17 protein-coding genes are annotated in these 15,406 nt (G+C 34.7%); 1 reads left to right on the top strand and 16 read right to left on the bottom strand.

Annotated elements, in window-relative coordinates; genetic code table 11:
* Positions 1-10 precede the first annotated feature (10 nt).
* From ACFSTA_RS13380 to ACFSTA_RS13340, 9 genes are all read right to left on the bottom strand, one after another.
* Positions 11-1,195, bottom strand: a complete 1,185-nt coding sequence (locus tag ACFSTA_RS13380; protein ID WP_377557233.1) for a pyridoxal phosphate-dependent aminotransferase — start codon at positions 1,193-1,195, stop codon at positions 11-13.
* 15 nt (positions 1,196-1,210) lie between these two features.
* Complete coding sequence (locus ACFSTA_RS13375) at positions 1,211-1,756, bottom strand: cell wall elongation regulator TseB-like domain-containing protein (protein WP_377557232.1); 546 nt, start codon at positions 1,754-1,756, stop codon at positions 1,211-1,213.
* A 311-nt stretch (positions 1,757-2,067) separates the two neighbouring features.
* Positions 2,068-4,812, bottom strand: coding sequence for an ATP-dependent DNA helicase DinG (gene dinG, locus ACFSTA_RS13370; protein ID WP_377557231.1), 2,745 nt, complete (start codon positions 4,810-4,812; stop codon positions 2,068-2,070).
* Positions 4,813-4,920: 108 nt separating this feature from the next.
* Positions 4,921-5,904 (bottom strand): biotin--[acetyl-CoA-carboxylase] ligase, encoded by a 984-nt coding sequence (locus ACFSTA_RS13365; protein WP_377557230.1) that lies wholly within the window; start codon positions 5,902-5,904, stop codon positions 4,921-4,923.
* A complete protein-coding gene (locus ACFSTA_RS13360) occupies positions 5,880-7,121 on the bottom strand; it encodes a CCA tRNA nucleotidyltransferase (protein ID WP_377557229.1) in 1,242 nt (413 codons plus the stop codon). The genes ACFSTA_RS13365 and ACFSTA_RS13360 overlap by 25 nt, the downstream gene beginning before the upstream one ends.
* Positions 7,087-8,220 carry an N-acetyl-alpha-D-glucosaminyl L-malate synthase BshA gene (bshA, locus tag ACFSTA_RS13355; RefSeq protein ID WP_377557228.1) on the bottom strand — a complete coding sequence of 378 codons (1,134 nt, stop codon included), beginning with the start codon at positions 8,218-8,220 and terminating at the stop codon, positions 7,087-7,089. The genes ACFSTA_RS13360 and bshA overlap by 35 nt, the downstream gene beginning before the upstream one ends.
* Positions 8,221-8,238: 18 nt before the next feature.
* Positions 8,239-8,634 (bottom strand): methylglyoxal synthase, encoded by a 396-nt coding sequence (gene mgsA, locus ACFSTA_RS13350; protein ID WP_377557227.1) that lies wholly within the window; start codon positions 8,632-8,634, stop codon positions 8,239-8,241.
* 43 nt (positions 8,635-8,677) lie between these two features.
* Positions 8,678-9,478 carry a 4-hydroxy-tetrahydrodipicolinate reductase gene (dapB, locus tag ACFSTA_RS13345; RefSeq protein WP_377557226.1) on the bottom strand — a complete coding sequence of 267 codons (801 nt, stop codon included), beginning with the start codon at positions 9,476-9,478 and terminating at the stop codon, positions 8,678-8,680.
* Entirely contained in the window at positions 9,468-9,824 is a 357-nt protein-coding gene (locus ACFSTA_RS13340; protein WP_377557225.1) for a nucleotide pyrophosphohydrolase, read from the bottom strand. Before ACFSTA_RS13340 ends, dapB begins: the two co-directional genes overlap by 11 nt.
* A 192-nt stretch (positions 9,825-10,016) precedes the next feature.
* On the opposite strand from ACFSTA_RS13340, the gene ACFSTA_RS13335 reads away from it, so the two are divergent.
* A complete protein-coding gene (locus ACFSTA_RS13335) occupies positions 10,017-10,889 on the top strand; it encodes a YitT family protein (protein ID WP_377557224.1) in 873 nt (290 codons plus the stop codon).
* Positions 10,890-11,022: 133 nt separating this feature from the next.
* Here the strand turns inward: ACFSTA_RS13335 and ACFSTA_RS13330 are convergent, their stop codons facing one another.
* The 7 genes from ACFSTA_RS13330 to ACFSTA_RS13300 all read right to left on the bottom strand — a co-directional run bounded on the left by ACFSTA_RS13330 (position 11,023) and on the right by ACFSTA_RS13300 (position 15,367).
* Positions 11,023-11,712, bottom strand: a complete 690-nt coding sequence (locus ACFSTA_RS13330; RefSeq protein ID WP_377557223.1) for a zinc metallopeptidase — start codon at positions 11,710-11,712, stop codon at positions 11,023-11,025.
* A gap of 63 nt (positions 11,713-11,775) precedes the next feature.
* Positions 11,776-12,027 carry a sporulation protein YpjB gene (locus tag ACFSTA_RS13325; RefSeq protein WP_377557222.1) on the bottom strand — a complete coding sequence of 84 codons (252 nt, stop codon included), beginning with the start codon at positions 12,025-12,027 and terminating at the stop codon, positions 11,776-11,778.
* A gap of 68 nt (positions 12,028-12,095) precedes the next feature.
* Complete coding sequence (locus tag ACFSTA_RS13320; protein ID WP_377557221.1) at positions 12,096-12,674, bottom strand: DUF1405 domain-containing protein; 579 nt, start codon at positions 12,672-12,674, stop codon at positions 12,096-12,098.
* A gap of 82 nt (positions 12,675-12,756) precedes the next feature.
* A complete protein-coding gene (locus ACFSTA_RS13315; protein WP_377557220.1) occupies positions 12,757-13,533 on the bottom strand; it encodes a menaquinol-cytochrome c reductase cytochrome b/c subunit in 777 nt (258 codons plus the stop codon).
* Between the two features lie 15 nt (positions 13,534-13,548).
* Positions 13,549-14,223 (bottom strand): menaquinol-cytochrome c reductase cytochrome b subunit, encoded by a 675-nt coding sequence (gene qcrB / locus ACFSTA_RS13310; RefSeq protein ID WP_377557219.1) that lies wholly within the window; start codon positions 14,221-14,223, stop codon positions 13,549-13,551.
* 6 nt (positions 14,224-14,229) lie between these two features.
* Positions 14,230-14,742: a QcrA and Rieske domain-containing protein gene (locus tag ACFSTA_RS13305; RefSeq protein ID WP_377557218.1), complete on the bottom strand. Its 513-nt coding sequence runs from the start codon at positions 14,740-14,742 to the stop codon at positions 14,230-14,232.
* A 166-nt stretch (positions 14,743-14,908) separates the two neighbouring features.
* The gene (locus ACFSTA_RS13300) at positions 14,909-15,367 is read right to left on the bottom strand and encodes a YpiF family protein (RefSeq protein ID WP_377557217.1); all 459 of its coding nucleotides are present in this window, start codon (positions 15,365-15,367) and stop codon (positions 14,909-14,911) included.
* Positions 15,368-15,406 lie beyond the last annotated feature (39 nt).

Raw genomic sequence — 15,406 nt, 5'->3', positions numbered from 1 at the left:
TAATTCTATTTTAAGATTGATGGTGAAGTACAAATCTTTTTATTCGTTTTGCAGCTTCAACGAGTTGTTCCATGGAAGTGGCATAAGATAAGCGTATATTATTTTGTGCACCAAATCCAGATCCGGGAACTATAGCAACCTTCTCCTCTGCTAACAAAGCAGCTACCCACTCATCTACTGATGAAAAACCATTATTTTTTACGGCTTCCGTAGCATTTGGGAATAAATAGAAGGCACCTTTAGGTTTTAAACAAGTAATTCCTGGAATGTCCTCAAGTAAATCATATAATGTATGTAGTCTTTCTGTAAATACTTTTCTCATTTCAATTGTAGAATCGACATCTTCCTCATATGCTGCTATAGCGGCATACTGTGCAATCGATGTCGGATTGGACGTTGAATGAGATGCCAAATTAGTCATCGCTTTAATAATTTTTTCAGGTCCAGCTGCATAACCAATACGCCAGCCAGTCATCGCATGAGACTTCGACAATCCATTAATAACGACTGTCTGTTCTTTTAATTCTGGTGAAAGCTGAGCGATAGATACATGTTGATCATCCGTATATATTAACTTCTCATATATTTCATCTGAAATAATTAAAAGTCCATACTCTAAACAAATTTCACCTAAACGTTTTAACTCATCTTCATCGTACATCATCCCTGTAGGGTTACTCGGAGAGTTTATAATTAGTGCTTTCGTGTTCTTTGTAATAGATGTTTCTAGCTGCTCAGGAGTAATTTTAAACTTATTCTCTTCCAGCGCATCTACAATTACAGGATTACCTCCAGCCAACTTCACTTGTTCTGGATAACTAACCCAGTAAGGTGATGGAATAATAACTTCATCGCCATCATTAAGTATTACCTGAAATAACGAATAGAGAGCGTGCTTGGCACCTGTTGTTACGATTACTTCGTTTGGGGTATATATTAAATTATTATCCCTTGAAAACTTATTCAGAATGGCTTGTTTTAGCTCAGCAACTCCTCCAGCCGGAGTATACTTTGTCATGCCATTCATCATTGCATTTTTAGCAGCTTCTAATATGTAATTTGGCGTATTAAAATCTGGTTCACCAGCACCTAACCCAATAACATCATAGCCCTCATTTTTCAGTTCTTTGGCTTTTGCTGTAATCGCTAATGTTGTTGAAGGAGTCAACGTTTTTACTCTGTTTGAAATATCCATTTTCTATCTACTCCTCTATTTAAAAGTTTTTCTTAAGCGTAACTGTTCATATTGCGAACCGTCATAAATGGATACATAATCCATTACGTATCGATTCGAATCGTCCGTGTATGTAATTTCCCATAGCGGATTTTCTTCAATAATAGCTGGAATAATCTTGATCAGATTACAATCATTGCAATTATTTTGCCAGTCACGTTTAATGGAATCATGAGAAAGAATATCATCTTGATCAATAATTATATATTCATCTTTTTTTTCCTTATCTTCTGTTATCGGTACAAAAACAAATTGCTTGATATCCTTGTTGGTTTTTCCAGAAACAATATGATAATACTCGTTACCATGAAAACGGATGATATCATTAACTTCCACTATATCTGTGGAATCAATGACCTTTTCTTTTGTTTCTGCAAATCCCTCTGTTTTGTTATTTAACATACTTTGATAAAAGAAAACACTATAAATTATACAAGAAATTATCGCAACACCTACAACTAAAAAGCTCCATTTTAACCATCGAGGTACGGTTTTGCGTTCATTTCTAAAATGATAATTCATTGTTTTACAAACAACTTATGATACGAGACTTGTGAATGTTGGAGCTTTTTATTTACCATTTTTATTGTAACCATTTTTTACCCTCCAGTAAAAATGCTGTTTCTTTTATCATATATTGTTAATCATATATTGCAATTCTAAGCTAATACTAAACCTAACGTTGAACATAAGAAAGGTAAAATACACTAATAAAAAAGTATTATTAGACGTATTAAGTCTTCGTTTATATTTCAACTAAAATTTTTCTAACCCATACCATTTATTTTACAATACTGATGCAATGTCTGCATCAGTATTTTTTATTTCCTTGTCTAAAACCAATCTTGAGCCCGTTTCATTAATTCGTGGGTTGATTCAAATGCAAGAGGAACTTTTGGTATAGAATCTGTAAAATACTTGCCATATCTTGCTTTAACTATTCTTGCATCACAGACAAACACAATTCCACGATCAGTCGAGGAACGAATTAGCCTTCCAAAACCTTGCTTAAATCGAATCACCGCATTTGGTAATGCTAGTTCGTAAAAAGGATTTCCTTGTTGCTCTCGTAAATAATTTGCCTTTGCTTCATATGTTGGATGATTAGGCGGCTGAAATGGCAACCGTACAATCATTAAACAAGATAAATCATCACCAGGGATATCTACACCTTCCCAAAATGAACTCGTCCCAAATAAAATTGCTTGATCGAAGGTTTGAAAATTTTTCTTTAACCTTGACCTGCTTCCACTTGTTATACCTTGGGCGATTAATACGTATTGATCCAATTCCATTAATTCCCTAATTAGTTCATATGCACGTTTCAACATATCATAAGAAGTAAAAAGTATCATCATTCTTCCACTTGTGATCTCAGCTAATGACAGAATAGCTTCACAAGTAGCATAAATAAAATCATCCATATTTCCTTTATTTATATCCGGAAAATCATTTGGCACCATTAACCTAACTTGATTTTCATATGAAAAGGGTGAACCAATTTGTTTCGTAGTCAAACGCTCACTCGGAATCCCTAATCTTTTTGTAATAAATGAAAAGGAATTTTTCATCGTTAACGTTGCACTGGTTAAAATAACACTTTCTTTTTCATCAAAAAATAAATTTGCTAAAGTATGAGAAATATCCCTAGGCTCACTATATAAATATACTGCATTTTTAGCTCCACTTGCTTCTATTTCTACCCAATTAACAAATTGCTCCAAGTTATTTTCAACAAACAAATGCTGTAGATCATCAATTAATTTTCGTAATTTTTCTATTTTATTTCTAATATCATTTACAGTAATATTTTCTTGGTTTCTTGGAACTATAGTCTCTAGAAAACGTATTTGTTCCCTTAGGAAATAATTAATTCTCGATGCCATTTCCGTAATAATGTTCCATTGCTTATCTGCTATTGAATCATTAGTAAAACGATACTGAATTCTTCCAGTGTCACTTCTGGCATATTTATCATGGTGTTTATTGAGAACATATTGGAATAATGTTCGAAATAACTCATCTACTTCATATTTTGTTTTAGCGATTAATTCCTTCCAACTTTCAAAGGATACCTGTTCTGTTAATGTGGTACTACCTACCATATCATTAGCTGTAGCACCAATACGATTTAATGTATATTGTAAATTTACATAATCTAACTTTAGTCCGTAATGACGTGTAGCCGTCTCTTCAAAATGATGTGCTTCATCAATAATTACTTTACTGTAAGTTGGAAGATATTGATAATCATGGAATATATCTGTACATAATAGAGCATGATTGGTAATTAATATATCCGCATCACTTGCTCTCTTTCGTGCCCTTTGATAAAAGGAATATTCAAGATCACCGTCTGAATCAGTTGATACTTTTTGGTAAAACAAATACCCACTAGATGGTAGATGTAATTCATCAATATCTCCAGTTTCCGTTTCTGTTAACCAAACTAATATCATTGCTTTTGTTAACGTAATATCATAGTTGTCCTGTTGAACATTAGCAATCTCTATTGCAAACTTCTCTAAATCGAGATAATGCTGCCTCCCTTTCAGCAAGGCAACTTGAAACGGAAAAGGAACAATATCAGTAATTAATGGAATCTCTTCTTCTAACAGTTGGGACTGTAACTGTGTAGTGAATGTGCTAATAACTATCCTCTGCTTATACGTTACAGCTTCGAAAACTGCTGGTAATAAATAGGCTACAGATTTTCCAGTTCCTGTTTCCGCTTCAATGATTGCATGATTCTTTGAACGAAATGTGTCATATATACATTCAGACATTTGACGTTGACCAGTTCTCTTTTCATAATTTGGTAAAAGATTAGCCATCTTACCATTTTGCTCATAAATGCTATCTAAATAACCACCAAACGAATGACATGAACTTTCAGCACCTTCATTAATTTCGTGAAAAGCTTTATAAGCTAATCCTTTGCATATGGAAAACCGGTTATCTTGGTTTGCAGAATAAGTTAATCGCTCTTTCTGGTTATGGAGTAATTCGTAGATATCAGATTTAAAAGATTTCTCCAATTTTAATAAATGCTCCACGGTTTCAAGTGGAAGAGATTCCATTTTTCTCCTCAGTTGAATAAAAAGTTTTGCTGTAACAATCGCATCTGATAACGCACGGTGCGGATCATGATGAATTATATGTAAATATTCTGCTAATTGACCTAATTTATAACTAGGTGCTTGTGGGTACATAATACGTGTTAGTTCGACGGTATCGATTACTGGATTATTCAGTTGATTCATACCAACAGATTGTAACTCTGCGTTTAAAAAACCTAAATCAAAAGGAACATTATGAGCAATTAAATAACTGTTTTTAAAAATTTCTACGACATCACTTGCCATTTCCTCAAATAATGGCGCAAATGCTACATCACTATCTGATATGCCAGTAAGCTTAGAAACAAATGGTGGGATCGGCTTATTCGGTCGGAGTAATGTTGAAAATTCATCAACAATTTCGTTGTTTTCAATAACAACAATCCCAACCTCGATAATCTGATCGATATTGGTACTATTTCCTGTAGTTTCTAAATCAACAACTACATACCTATCCATTTCCACCCCCACCTTCCAAATATATTTTCTCTCTTTATTTTTAACATAATCAAAACTCTTATCATAATTTTTGATAAGAGTAGTTCTTAATCACTTTTATCACATACATCACGAATGGAACCAATCAATCTGTGCTGAATATAATTTTTCAATTTCTCCATTATCATTGGTTATTAGTAGCGCACCATCTTCTGCAATTCCTGAAAACGTTGCAGTCCACTGATTTTTCAACGTTGTTATTTGAACATTCTCACCAATTTTAAAGCTGTGACTTTCCCATTTCTTTTTCACTTTGGAGAAGCCATCTTTTATATAGGCATCATACTCTTGCTCAAAAGTAACTAATATTTGTTGAATTAAGTTTTTTAAATTGACCCTTTCTTTTGATTCTAATAATAAGGAAGTAGCTTTTTCTTGAATGTCACCCGGTAGGTCATTTTCAGTATGATTAACGTTTATTCCCATTCCGATAACAACATACTGAATTTGATCTTGTTCCGCTTGCATCTCAGTTAATATTCCAGCTATTTTTCTTCCATTTATTAAAATATCATTCGGCCATTTTATTTTCGAATTCGTTTTTGTTTCTTTATTGATTACATCTGCCAATACGCAAGCGGTTAAAAGTGTAAGCTGAGGCGCAAGATATGGTAATATAGTTGGGCGCAAGATAATACTTAACCAAATTCCTTTCCCACGTGTAGAATACCAATGACGGTTCATTCTTCCCTTTCCATTAGTTTGTTCATCTGCAATGATTACCGTACCATGTTCGGCGTTTTCCTGCGCAACTTGGTGTGCAATATGCTGGGTAGATGTAGTTACTTCTTTATGAATAATTGATTTCCCTAGCCAATTTGTTCTTAGTCCCCATTGTATTGTATTTTCACTTAATCGGTCAGGAGAACTAACAATACGATATCCTTTTTTTGGTATACCTTCAATTTCATAGCCATCTTTTTGTAGCTCTTTCATGTGCTTCCATATAGCACTACGTGAAATTTGTAGCTTGTCCGATAATAACTGCCCCGATATATATGTATCTTTATGTTGCTCTAACAAATGAATTAATTTATTTCGGGTGGATTCCATTTTATCCACTCCTTCAATAGATTTCTATTATTATTTAATTTACCGAATACAACTTCTTTTTCCAATTCTTGAAGCTTATGTTGTATCCACGGACCGCGATTCAAATGTGGAAACAATTCGACTAAATCATTTCCATCAATATCTAATTCTTTCTTAGATCTGATCGGAAGTGTTCGTTCATAGGATGCTACTTCTGTCTTAGAGACAGATAAATTTTCAAATACTAAATTTACTAACCTTACGAAACCATCATGATATTCAGACGGCAATTGATATACTAACCACTGATTCAATCCATTCTTTTCATAATATTTTAAAGCATCAACTAAATGGCTTGCTTCCCTTCTCACCTTATTGGAGCACTTCCATGATTTGACCCATGTTGAAATACTTATGCTTGTTTCTATCATATAAAATAGTGCGAATAATTCACTTAAGGATCCCAATGGTTTTATTTTCGTTGAAATTTTGTCGATAATATATGGATGTTTCTTTAATATCGGTAGGTAGTCATATATTTTCGTCTTCTGTAAATATGCAAATCCATGATGGACATATTTCCCTTGGACAAGTTTAGACATTTCAGTTGTCATTCGTTCGATAGCAATAGTAAGGATTTGATGCTTCACTTGGTTCATTGCGGTTAACGTGTTCGTTTCAATCTGAAAACCCAATTGACTAGAAAAGCGTAATGCACGAATGATTCGAAGTGGGTCCTCGTAAAAACGTTCGACTCCGTTACCCACGGTTCGGATTACTTTTTTGTATAAATCTGCTTTACCATCAAATAAATCAATTATACATCCTTCCCTATTCATTGCAAGTGCATTAATAGTAAAATCCCGTCGTTCTAAGTCCTTATCAATTTGATCGATAAATTGTACCGTATCAGGATGCCTATGATCCGAATAATTACCTTCTACTCGAAAAGTAGTTACTTCATACGACACCCCTTTTTGCCTTACGATAACCGTACCATGTTCCATTCCAACTGGTATAACGTGGTCAAAAATCTCAAGAATTTTTGTAGGAGGAGCAGAAGTAGCAATGTCTATATCGCCTATTGGTCGCTGAAGCAATAGATCGCGTACACAGCCACCTACATAATACGCTTGATGTCCATTTTTTTCTATTTTATTAATGATTTCTTTCGCATCTATAAATGGACCTTTTAACATTCGATCACCATTTTTCTTCTGTTTGTAACATCTCATCATATAAATTAACATACTGCTTAACTATCATGGATGAATGAAAGCTAGATTGTGCAAACGCTAATGCATTCTTTGAAAAAGTACGAAGTAAATCTTCATCTTTTAAGAGGTAAATAGCATAATTTGCAGCTTGGTCAATATCTCCTAAATCTACAATATATCCAGTCTTATCATGTTGGATAACTTCTGGAATTCCACCAATATTCGTTCCGATGCACGGTACTTCACAATTCATTGCTTCTAATAATACCAATCCAAAGCTTTCTTTCTCTGACATAAGTACTTTTAAATCTGAAATAGAAAGTAGATCACTAATATTCTTTTGTTTACCTAAGAACAATACCTTATCTTTTAAATCAAGTTTAGAAACAAGGTTTGAGACACAAGAATACTCTGGACCATCACCAACAAGTAATAGTTTAGCATTAACTTGTTGGTTAATTTTATGAAACGTGTGTACCACGTCTTCTACGCGTTTTACTTTACGAAAATTAGATATATGTATAATAACTTTTTCTCCAGGTTGAATCCCGTATTGCTGTTTTAATGATTCTAGATCCTTTTTATAGTATTCTTGCTCATTAACAAAGTTATGAATCACCGTAATATCTTCTTCTACTCCTAATTGATCTCTTGTTTCTTCCGCTAAACTGTAAGAGACAGCTGTAACAGCATCAGAACGCTCTATTCCATATTTGATCATTTTTTTGAACGTATCATCTATACCTAAAACTGTTATATCGGTACCGTGTAAAGTCGTTACAATTTTCACATCTCTATCTGCAATGTCTCTTGCCAATATGGCACATATAGCATGAGGCATTGCATAGTGAACATGTAATACATCCAGCTCTTCTCGGTCAATAACCTCAGCCATTTTAGTAGCTAATGCTAAGTCATATGGCGGATATTGAAAAACAGGATAATGATTAACGTCAACTTCATGATAATAAATAGAAGGATAAACACGATTCAGTCGAAATGGTAAGCTTGAAGTTATAAAATGAATTTCATGTCCAGATTCGGCTAATAATTTACCTAACTCTGTTGCAATAATACCAGAGCCACCCACTGTCGGGTAGCATGTAATTCCTATTTTCATTTGTCACTATCCTTTTTATTATTTTACATTCTCACGCCATTTAAGATCGCCTCGTTTTAATCCGTGGATGATTAGCTCTGCTGCTGCAATATTCGTAGCAAGAGGTATCAGATGTACATCACATAACCTCATTAATGCACTAACATCTGGTTCATGTGGTTGGGCTGTAAGTGGGTCTCGAAAAAATATAACGATATCCATTTCATTACTAGCAATCATGGCGCCAATTTGTTGATCTCCACCTAATGGGCCGGATTGAAAACGATGAATTGGTAGTTCAGTTGCCTCTGTAATTCTTTTTCCTGTCGTTCCAGTAGCATATAGCTCATGATTTTTTAGAATACCTTTATAGGCAATACTAAACTGAATCATGTCTTGTTTCTTTTTGTCGTGGGCAATAAGAGCAATTTTCATATTCATCCCCCTAAACCTAACATATATTTGAATCCTCTTTAACTTATTTGTCTAAAATATTTTCCAAACCATATACCAGTTCATTTAAATCGATAACATTTTCTACAGCAAATTTCACACCTGACATAAATGATTTCCGATCTATAGAATCATGCTTTATGGATAACGTTTGTCCACTACCTCCAAATATTACTTCTTGATGAGCTACCAATCCAGGTAATCGAACACTATGTACCCGAATTCCATCATCCACCGCTCCACGAGCACCTGGAATAATTTCTTCTTCATTTGGATGCCCCTGTGTTTTCGGTAGTCTTGTTTGTTTTATAAGATCAACTGTTTTTACAGCAGTCCCTGAAGGAGCGTCTAATTTCTGATCATGGTGCTTTTCAATAATCTCAACATCAGGGAAATACCTTGCGGCCATCTTAGAAAATTGCATCATTAATACTGCTCCTATTGCGAAATTAGGGGCAATAATACAACCGGTTTGATTCTCCTTGGAAATTGCGCTGAGTTCCTCAATCTGCGAATTCGTTAATCCTGAAGTACCTATTACGGTTCGAATATGACGTTGAATAGCGATGGTAGCATGATCAAAACATGCTTCTGGAACGGTAAGATCTATAAATACATCTGCTTGAACAGTGTGGAAACATTCCTCAGGATCTTCAAATACTGGAATTTTCAAGCGTGATAAAGTTGGATATTCTCTCATTTTTTCTTTATCATTCTTCCGGTCTATACAAGCAACTAATTGTAAATTTGGTTCATTTGTTACCATTTCAACTGCTTCAGTACCCATTCGTCCCCGTGGACCCGCTATAATTACATTAATCGCCATGGTTATGTTCCTCCGATCGGTCAGGTGAATCTTTTCTTGTCCATCTATCTTTGTCCCTGGTTTCAATTTTATCAATAGCAATTTGAAACGCTTCAGAGAGATCTATATGTAATGAATTCGCGAAACAAGTTAAGACAAAAATTATGTCTCCAAGTTCCTCTTCCATTGTTTTCTCATTTTCACTTGCCTTTTTAGGCTTTTCTCCATAATAATGATTCACTTCTCTAGCTAATTCACCGATTTCTTCTGTAAGTCTAGCCATTAAACTGAGTGGTGAGAAATATCCTTCTTTAAATTGAGAAATATACGCATCCACTCGTTTTTGAATTTCGTCGGTAGTATACATTTGCTTTTGAATGATAATTATCCCCTTTGCAATTATATTCTACCTTTATGTTAGCTAATCGGATTAAATTTGACAAATTTTTAAACCTAACTTATGCGTAATGATTTATTGTCCTTCCCTCATAAATTGATTATAATGGAAAAAGTGACCAATAATAGTAACGACATCTTAGGTTGAATGGAGGAATTTGATGTGATATTCGGACTGAAAATAAAAAACATTATATTTATCTTAATTGGCTCAGCAATCTTTTCTTTTGGAATCGTTCATTTTAATATGCAAAATAATTTAGGTGAAGGTGGATTTACAGGTATTACTTTATTACTGTACTTTGCCTTTAAGTGGGATCCAGCTATTTCAAATATAATTTTAAATATACCTGTATTGTTTATTGGATGGAAGTTTCTTGGAAGAAACACATTTATTTATACGATTATTGGAACATTAGCTGTTTCAATATTTTTAAGTATCTTTCAAATTAATCCATTTCCTACCTATTTACAATCTGATATGACACTTGCAGCATTATTTGCTGGGGTCTTCATTGGGGTAGGTCTCGGAATTGTTTTTCGTTATGGTGGTACGACTGGTGGCGTGGATATTATTGCCAGGCTTGTCCACAAGTATGCTGGATGGAGTATGGGAAAGACCATGTTCCTTTTTGATTTTGTAGTCATTGCAACATCCGTATTTACCATATTAGAGCTGGTTGAAGGAATGTATACTTTAGTAGCTGTTTATATCGGGGCAAGGGTCATTGATTTTATTCAAGAAGGTGCTTATGCTGCACGAGGTGCAACAATTATTTCTTCACAAAGTGATGATATTGCCAAAAAAATATTAAAAGATATGGATCGTGGTGTAACCGTATTGAATGGCAGAGGAAGTTTTACTGGAGAAAAACGAGATGTACTTTATTGTGTTATCGGAAGAAACGAAATCGTTCGTTTAAAAAATATCATTAATGGAATAGATCCCCATGCTTTTGTTGCAGTAAGTTCTGTACATGATGTCATTGGGGAAGGTTTTACATTAGATGAAAACAAAAACCCTATTGAAAAATAAGTAGAAACTTCTGTAAGTAGCAGGTTTTCTATATCCCCTCATTATTGGGCTTAAACTTCAAGTCTTGAAACGAGGTCTTGCTTCACATTATATCCGTGATTAAAAAAAATGGGATGATTGACATCCCATTTTTTTAATCATTATTACTCGCAGCAAACATTAAGATAAAACGGATTAACTCAGCGAGTGCTACTAATGCAGCAGCAACATATGTCATAGCGGCTGCATTTAAAACTTTCTTTGTTTCTCTTTCTTCGTTATTTCGAATGATTCCAGCTGAGACCATTTGCGTCATTGCTCGACTAGAAGCGTCAAATTCAACCGGCAATGTAACCAGTTGAAATAGAACTGCCACTGCCATGAAGATGATTCCGAATAGCACTAAATTAGGTTGGGTTAAAAGAAAACCAGCAATGATCAAGAATATCGACATATTTGACCCCAAACTTGCTACTGGGACTAATGCTGTGCGAAAGCGAAGAAAAGCATATGCCTGATCATCTTGGATAGCATGTCCTACTTCATGTGCCGCAACAGCTGATGATGCCATGGAATTTCCATGATAAATACCTTTGGATAATCGTACAACTTTTTTTCGTGGATCATAATGATCTGATAATACACCTTTTGTTTCTTCAATTTGTACATCGTATAATCCATTATCATCCAATATACTACGAGCCACTTGTGCCCCTGTCATCATGGAAGACGTTGGGACTTTTGAGTATTTGCGATAGGTGCTTTTTACTCTAGACTGTGCCCATAATGGTATGATTAGAATTAATGCAAGGTAGATTAAATACCCACCAATACTACCAAACATCTGTCATTCCTCCATCTGTTATAATGATTGTTCTTAAGGTCAATTTTAGTCAAAAATGGAGTTTTAGTCAATCATTTTATCCTTTTTTTGCTCTATTTTCTTCTCCCCTTTGTATTTTCTCCAACTAACGTAAGATAATGTAATTGCGATACATCCTCCTACAATAAAGACCCCCCAATAAAACGGTATCATTTCCGAATTTTCTTTAGAACTTTCCTCACTAGCTAAAACAGGATGAGCAGTACATAATACAACCCAAAAAAACACAATCCCTATGGCCCATCGGCTATTTATTCTTTTATGTTTGTTTATCATAGAGATCACCTCTCACAACATATTTATACTAATGTATGTGTGAGAAACAATTTATATAACAATCTAAATTATAGAGTTTTTTTCTTTCTACAAATTGTTAATTGGTATGTAATAAAGATCGATATAATACTTAACCAAAATGTAAAATATCCAATTTCACTCATGTATTCATTTAATGAAGAATACCTAGGCATCATTCCAAATACATAATCTATCACGTCATTGTGAAGTGTCCAAATTGCCGCCACAACTATATGATGGACTTTAATTTTGTAATAAGGAGCATAGAGAAGCCCTTGAATGGCCATTGCACCATGAGATATCATGAGCATGTATCCAGATGGATGTAAGGAGCCATTAATAATTAATGTCAACATATTCATGACTACTGCCCATACACCATACTTAAACAGAGTGACCATTCCTAACGCCTCAATGTAAGGTACATGTTTATTGAAAATGAAGAATAATAAAAATATGGTAAAGAACAAACTTGCAGTGGGGCTATCTGGAACAAATAACAAAAATTCTTTTGGTGTATCCACTAATTGGGGTTCATACCACATGTAACCATATATTGTTCCAACTAAATTGATGATAAATAACAAAATTAAAAAGCGCTTATCAATCAGAAGATACTTGATCATGAACGTTTGATCCTTTCTATAAGTAATTAATGATAAAAAACACCTTTACCATTGATTATGGCAAAGGTGCAATTATCATTCGTTATTCCTCTTGTTCATTAACAGACATAATAAAGTCTACAAGTTGTTCTAATTCTTCATCTGAACCTGTGAATTGATCAGGTGGCATCGTATTTATACCGTTCTGTGCAATATCAGCAACTTCTTCAGCTGAATATTCAATACCTACTAATGGTGGTGCAGCGCCCCCACCTTCTAACTCTCCACCGTGACAAGACATACAATTGGCTTCATAAACTGCATAACCTTCATGTTCTGTGTCAATTTCTACAGCGTTTGGTGGAACAGGTTTATTTTGTTCTGCACGTGTTTCCCAATCAACGTGTGCAGCCGAAGTATAGGTTAACCAAATCGTCGCAACTAATCCTAAGATCATCATAATATTAGCTATAGGACGTTGGTGTGGTCTTCGTCCAGGCCCATTGTCTAAGAACGGTGCTAATAATAAGGCACCGAATGCTAGTCCTGGCAATACCAAGATTCCCATTATAACATATGGTCCACTGGCAAATTCATATTTTAAAAGTTCATATAAGAACAAGAAGTACCAATCTGGTAGAGGTATATAAGCTGCATTCGTTGGATCAGCTACTCCCTCTAATGGTGATGGATGTGCTAATGTTAATGATAAGAATCCAACTAAGAATACAGAACCAGCCAACCACTCTTTTAATAAAAAGTTAGGCCAGAAAGCTTCTGTTCTACCAGGATACTCAGAATAGTCTTTTGGAATTTGTGATTTACGTTCGGCAGAGACACGAGAGTCACCGACAAACTTCATTCCTTTACCCTTATGCACAGCTTTCCCTCCTTTTTATAGTGGTCCTGAAATACCTTGTCTACGTATTAAAACAAAGTGTGCTGCCATTAGTGCAAACAATGCTCCAGGCAAGAAGAAGACATGGATTGCAAAGAATCTTGTTAACGTTTGTGCACCTACAATTTCAGCGTCACCAGCTAACAGAGTCTTCAAATATTCTCCAATAAACGGAACTTGTTCCGCAATTTCAAGTCCAACCTGAGTAGCGAAGTAAGCTTTGTTATCCCATGGTAATAAGTATCCTGTGAAACCTAGACCAAGCATTACAAAGAACAATAATACTCCGACCATCCAGTTTAATTCACGTGGTTTTTTATAAGCACCTTGGAAAAACACACGTAATGTATGTAGTAAAAGCATTACAATTACAACACTCGCACCCCAATGGTGCATTCCTCTTACAATTTGACCATGTGCAACTTCTGTTTGTAAGTAATAAACAGATTTCCATGCATTTTCAATATCTGGTACGTAGTACATGGTTAAAAACATTCCAGATAATATTTGAATCACGACGACAAAGAACGTTAAACCACCGAAACAATAAACAAAAGCTGAAAAGTGATGGGCAGGGTTAACATGTTCAGGTACCTCGTGATCAGCGATATCGCGCCAGATTGGCGTAATATCTATACGTTCATCTATCCAGTCATAAATTTTCTGTAACATAAATTATTACGCCTCCCCTCTGACATGTGCTTTACCAAGGTATAACATTCCATTTTCAACTTTATGATCATATAAATCTAATGGTCTTGTAGGTGGTGTACCTGCAATATTTGTACCATCTTTATAGTACCGTCCATCGTGACATGGGCAGAAAAACTGGTTTGGATGGTCTTCATTTCCTTCCCATGATACAACACAACCAAGGTGTGTACATGTTGGAGACAATGCCATTATTTCATCATTATCATCTTTAAATACCCATGCAGACTTATTAACCTTTGATTCATACCATCCATCCACCTGGTCAACTTTCCAATCAACACGTTGCGGTTCTGTTGTAATATCTTCCACAGCTAAGCCAACATTTGCATATTCACCAGCAGTTGATGGTTTTAATACAGGATCAATTGCCATTCGAATTGGTGAAATTAATAGTCCAGCTGCCATAAATCCACCTACACCTGTGAGAGTGTAATTGAGAAATTGTCGACGGGACACTTGTTGCTTTTCTTCACTCATGATTTTCCCCCCTCTTTACATTAATCACGGACAATATTTTATTCAGATTACTAGGACATTACCATGATAGCGTAAACTATCTGCTTGGTCAATAAATATTGCTATTTGTTACAAAAAGTTCTTATTTTACAGAGAAAATTTTATTAATTATGTAGATTTTAGTTATTTACCAATAAGATCGAATTAATTCTACGATTTGTTTAACTTGCTCCCGAATTACCTGTTGCATCTCGACTGATTGAACATCTCCAGATTGAAAACCTGGTAACCATATTAAATTTCCATTTAAATCTTTTTCATGTTTTTTCCACTTGGAATCAAACGATATAAAGAAAATATGCTGAAATGGTTGTTCCTTCATATCATCAACCCAGGCATTTAGCCTGTCCACCTCCGGTTCTTTATCGGCATTTTTAACGTAATAATAACTAGGAGTCAATACAATTCTACCAGTAAGTTCTTTTTCAATCTCACTTGAAAAAATCGTAAGTACTTCTGATGCAAAAGCGTTTTTCTTAACACTAGCTTCTTGTGATAAGTGAAAAGGTATTAAAGGCAAAATAATAGTATCAATATACTCTTTTGCTTGCATATACTTTTCCATATCGTGTTCGTTCCACTTCATAAGAACTCACCTTTCTGTTATTGTTAACCAATTTTCGTA

Origin of the sequence: Ornithinibacillus salinisoli, assembly GCF_042684965.1 — a bacterium.
Taxonomy (GTDB): domain Bacteria; phylum Bacillota; class Bacilli; order Bacillales; family Amphibacillaceae; genus Ornithinibacillus; species Ornithinibacillus salinisoli.
Note: the sequence above shows the minus strand (reverse complement) of the source record. Positions and strands in the feature narration are given on the sequence as shown.

What these genes read in the sequence shown, in the direction of transcription:
- ACFSTA_RS13380 (WP_377557233.1), bottom strand. Translation starts at nt 1,195, where the DNA reads ATGGATATTTCAAACAGAGTAAAAACGTTGACTCCTTCAACAACATTA.
- ACFSTA_RS13375 (WP_377557232.1), bottom strand. Translation starts at nt 1,756, where the DNA reads ATGAATTATCATTTTAGAAATGAACGCAAAACCGTACCTCGATGGTTA.
- dinG (WP_377557231.1), bottom strand. Translation starts at nt 4,812, where the DNA reads ATGGATAGGTATGTAGTTGTTGATTTAGAAACTACAGGAAATAGTACC.
- ACFSTA_RS13365 (WP_377557230.1), bottom strand. Translation starts at nt 5,904, where the DNA reads ATGGAATCCACCCGAAATAAATTAATTCATTTGTTAGAGCAACATAAA.
- ACFSTA_RS13360 (WP_377557229.1), bottom strand. Translation starts at nt 7,121, where the DNA reads ATGATGAGATGTTACAAACAGAAGAAAAATGGTGATCGAATGTTAAAA.
- bshA (WP_377557228.1), bottom strand. Translation starts at nt 8,220, where the DNA reads ATGAAAATAGGAATTACATGCTACCCGACAGTGGGTGGCTCTGGTATT.
- mgsA (WP_377557227.1), bottom strand. Translation starts at nt 8,634, where the DNA reads ATGAAAATTGCTCTTATTGCCCACGACAAAAAGAAACAAGACATGATT.
- dapB (WP_377557226.1), bottom strand. Translation starts at nt 9,478, where the DNA reads ATGGCGATTAATGTAATTATAGCGGGTCCACGGGGACGAATGGGTACT.
- ACFSTA_RS13340 (WP_377557225.1), bottom strand. Translation starts at nt 9,824, where the DNA reads ATGTATACTACCGACGAAATTCAAAAACGAGTGGATGCGTATATTTCT.
- ACFSTA_RS13330 (WP_377557223.1), bottom strand. Translation starts at nt 11,712, where the DNA reads ATGTTTGGTAGTATTGGTGGGTATTTAATCTACCTTGCATTAATTCTA.
- ACFSTA_RS13325 (WP_377557222.1), bottom strand. Translation starts at nt 12,027, where the DNA reads ATGATAAACAAACATAAAAGAATAAATAGCCGATGGGCCATAGGGATT.
- ACFSTA_RS13320 (WP_377557221.1), bottom strand. Translation starts at nt 12,674, where the DNA reads ATGATCAAGTATCTTCTGATTGATAAGCGCTTTTTAATTTTGTTATTT.
- qcrB (WP_377557219.1), bottom strand. Translation starts at nt 14,223, where the DNA reads ATGTTACAGAAAATTTATGACTGGATAGATGAACGTATAGATATTACG.
- ACFSTA_RS13305 (WP_377557218.1), bottom strand. Translation starts at nt 14,742, where the DNA reads ATGAGTGAAGAAAAGCAACAAGTGTCCCGTCGACAATTTCTCAATTAC.
- ACFSTA_RS13300 (WP_377557217.1), bottom strand. Translation starts at nt 15,367, where the DNA reads ATGAAGTGGAACGAACACGATATGGAAAAGTATATGCAAGCAAAAGAG.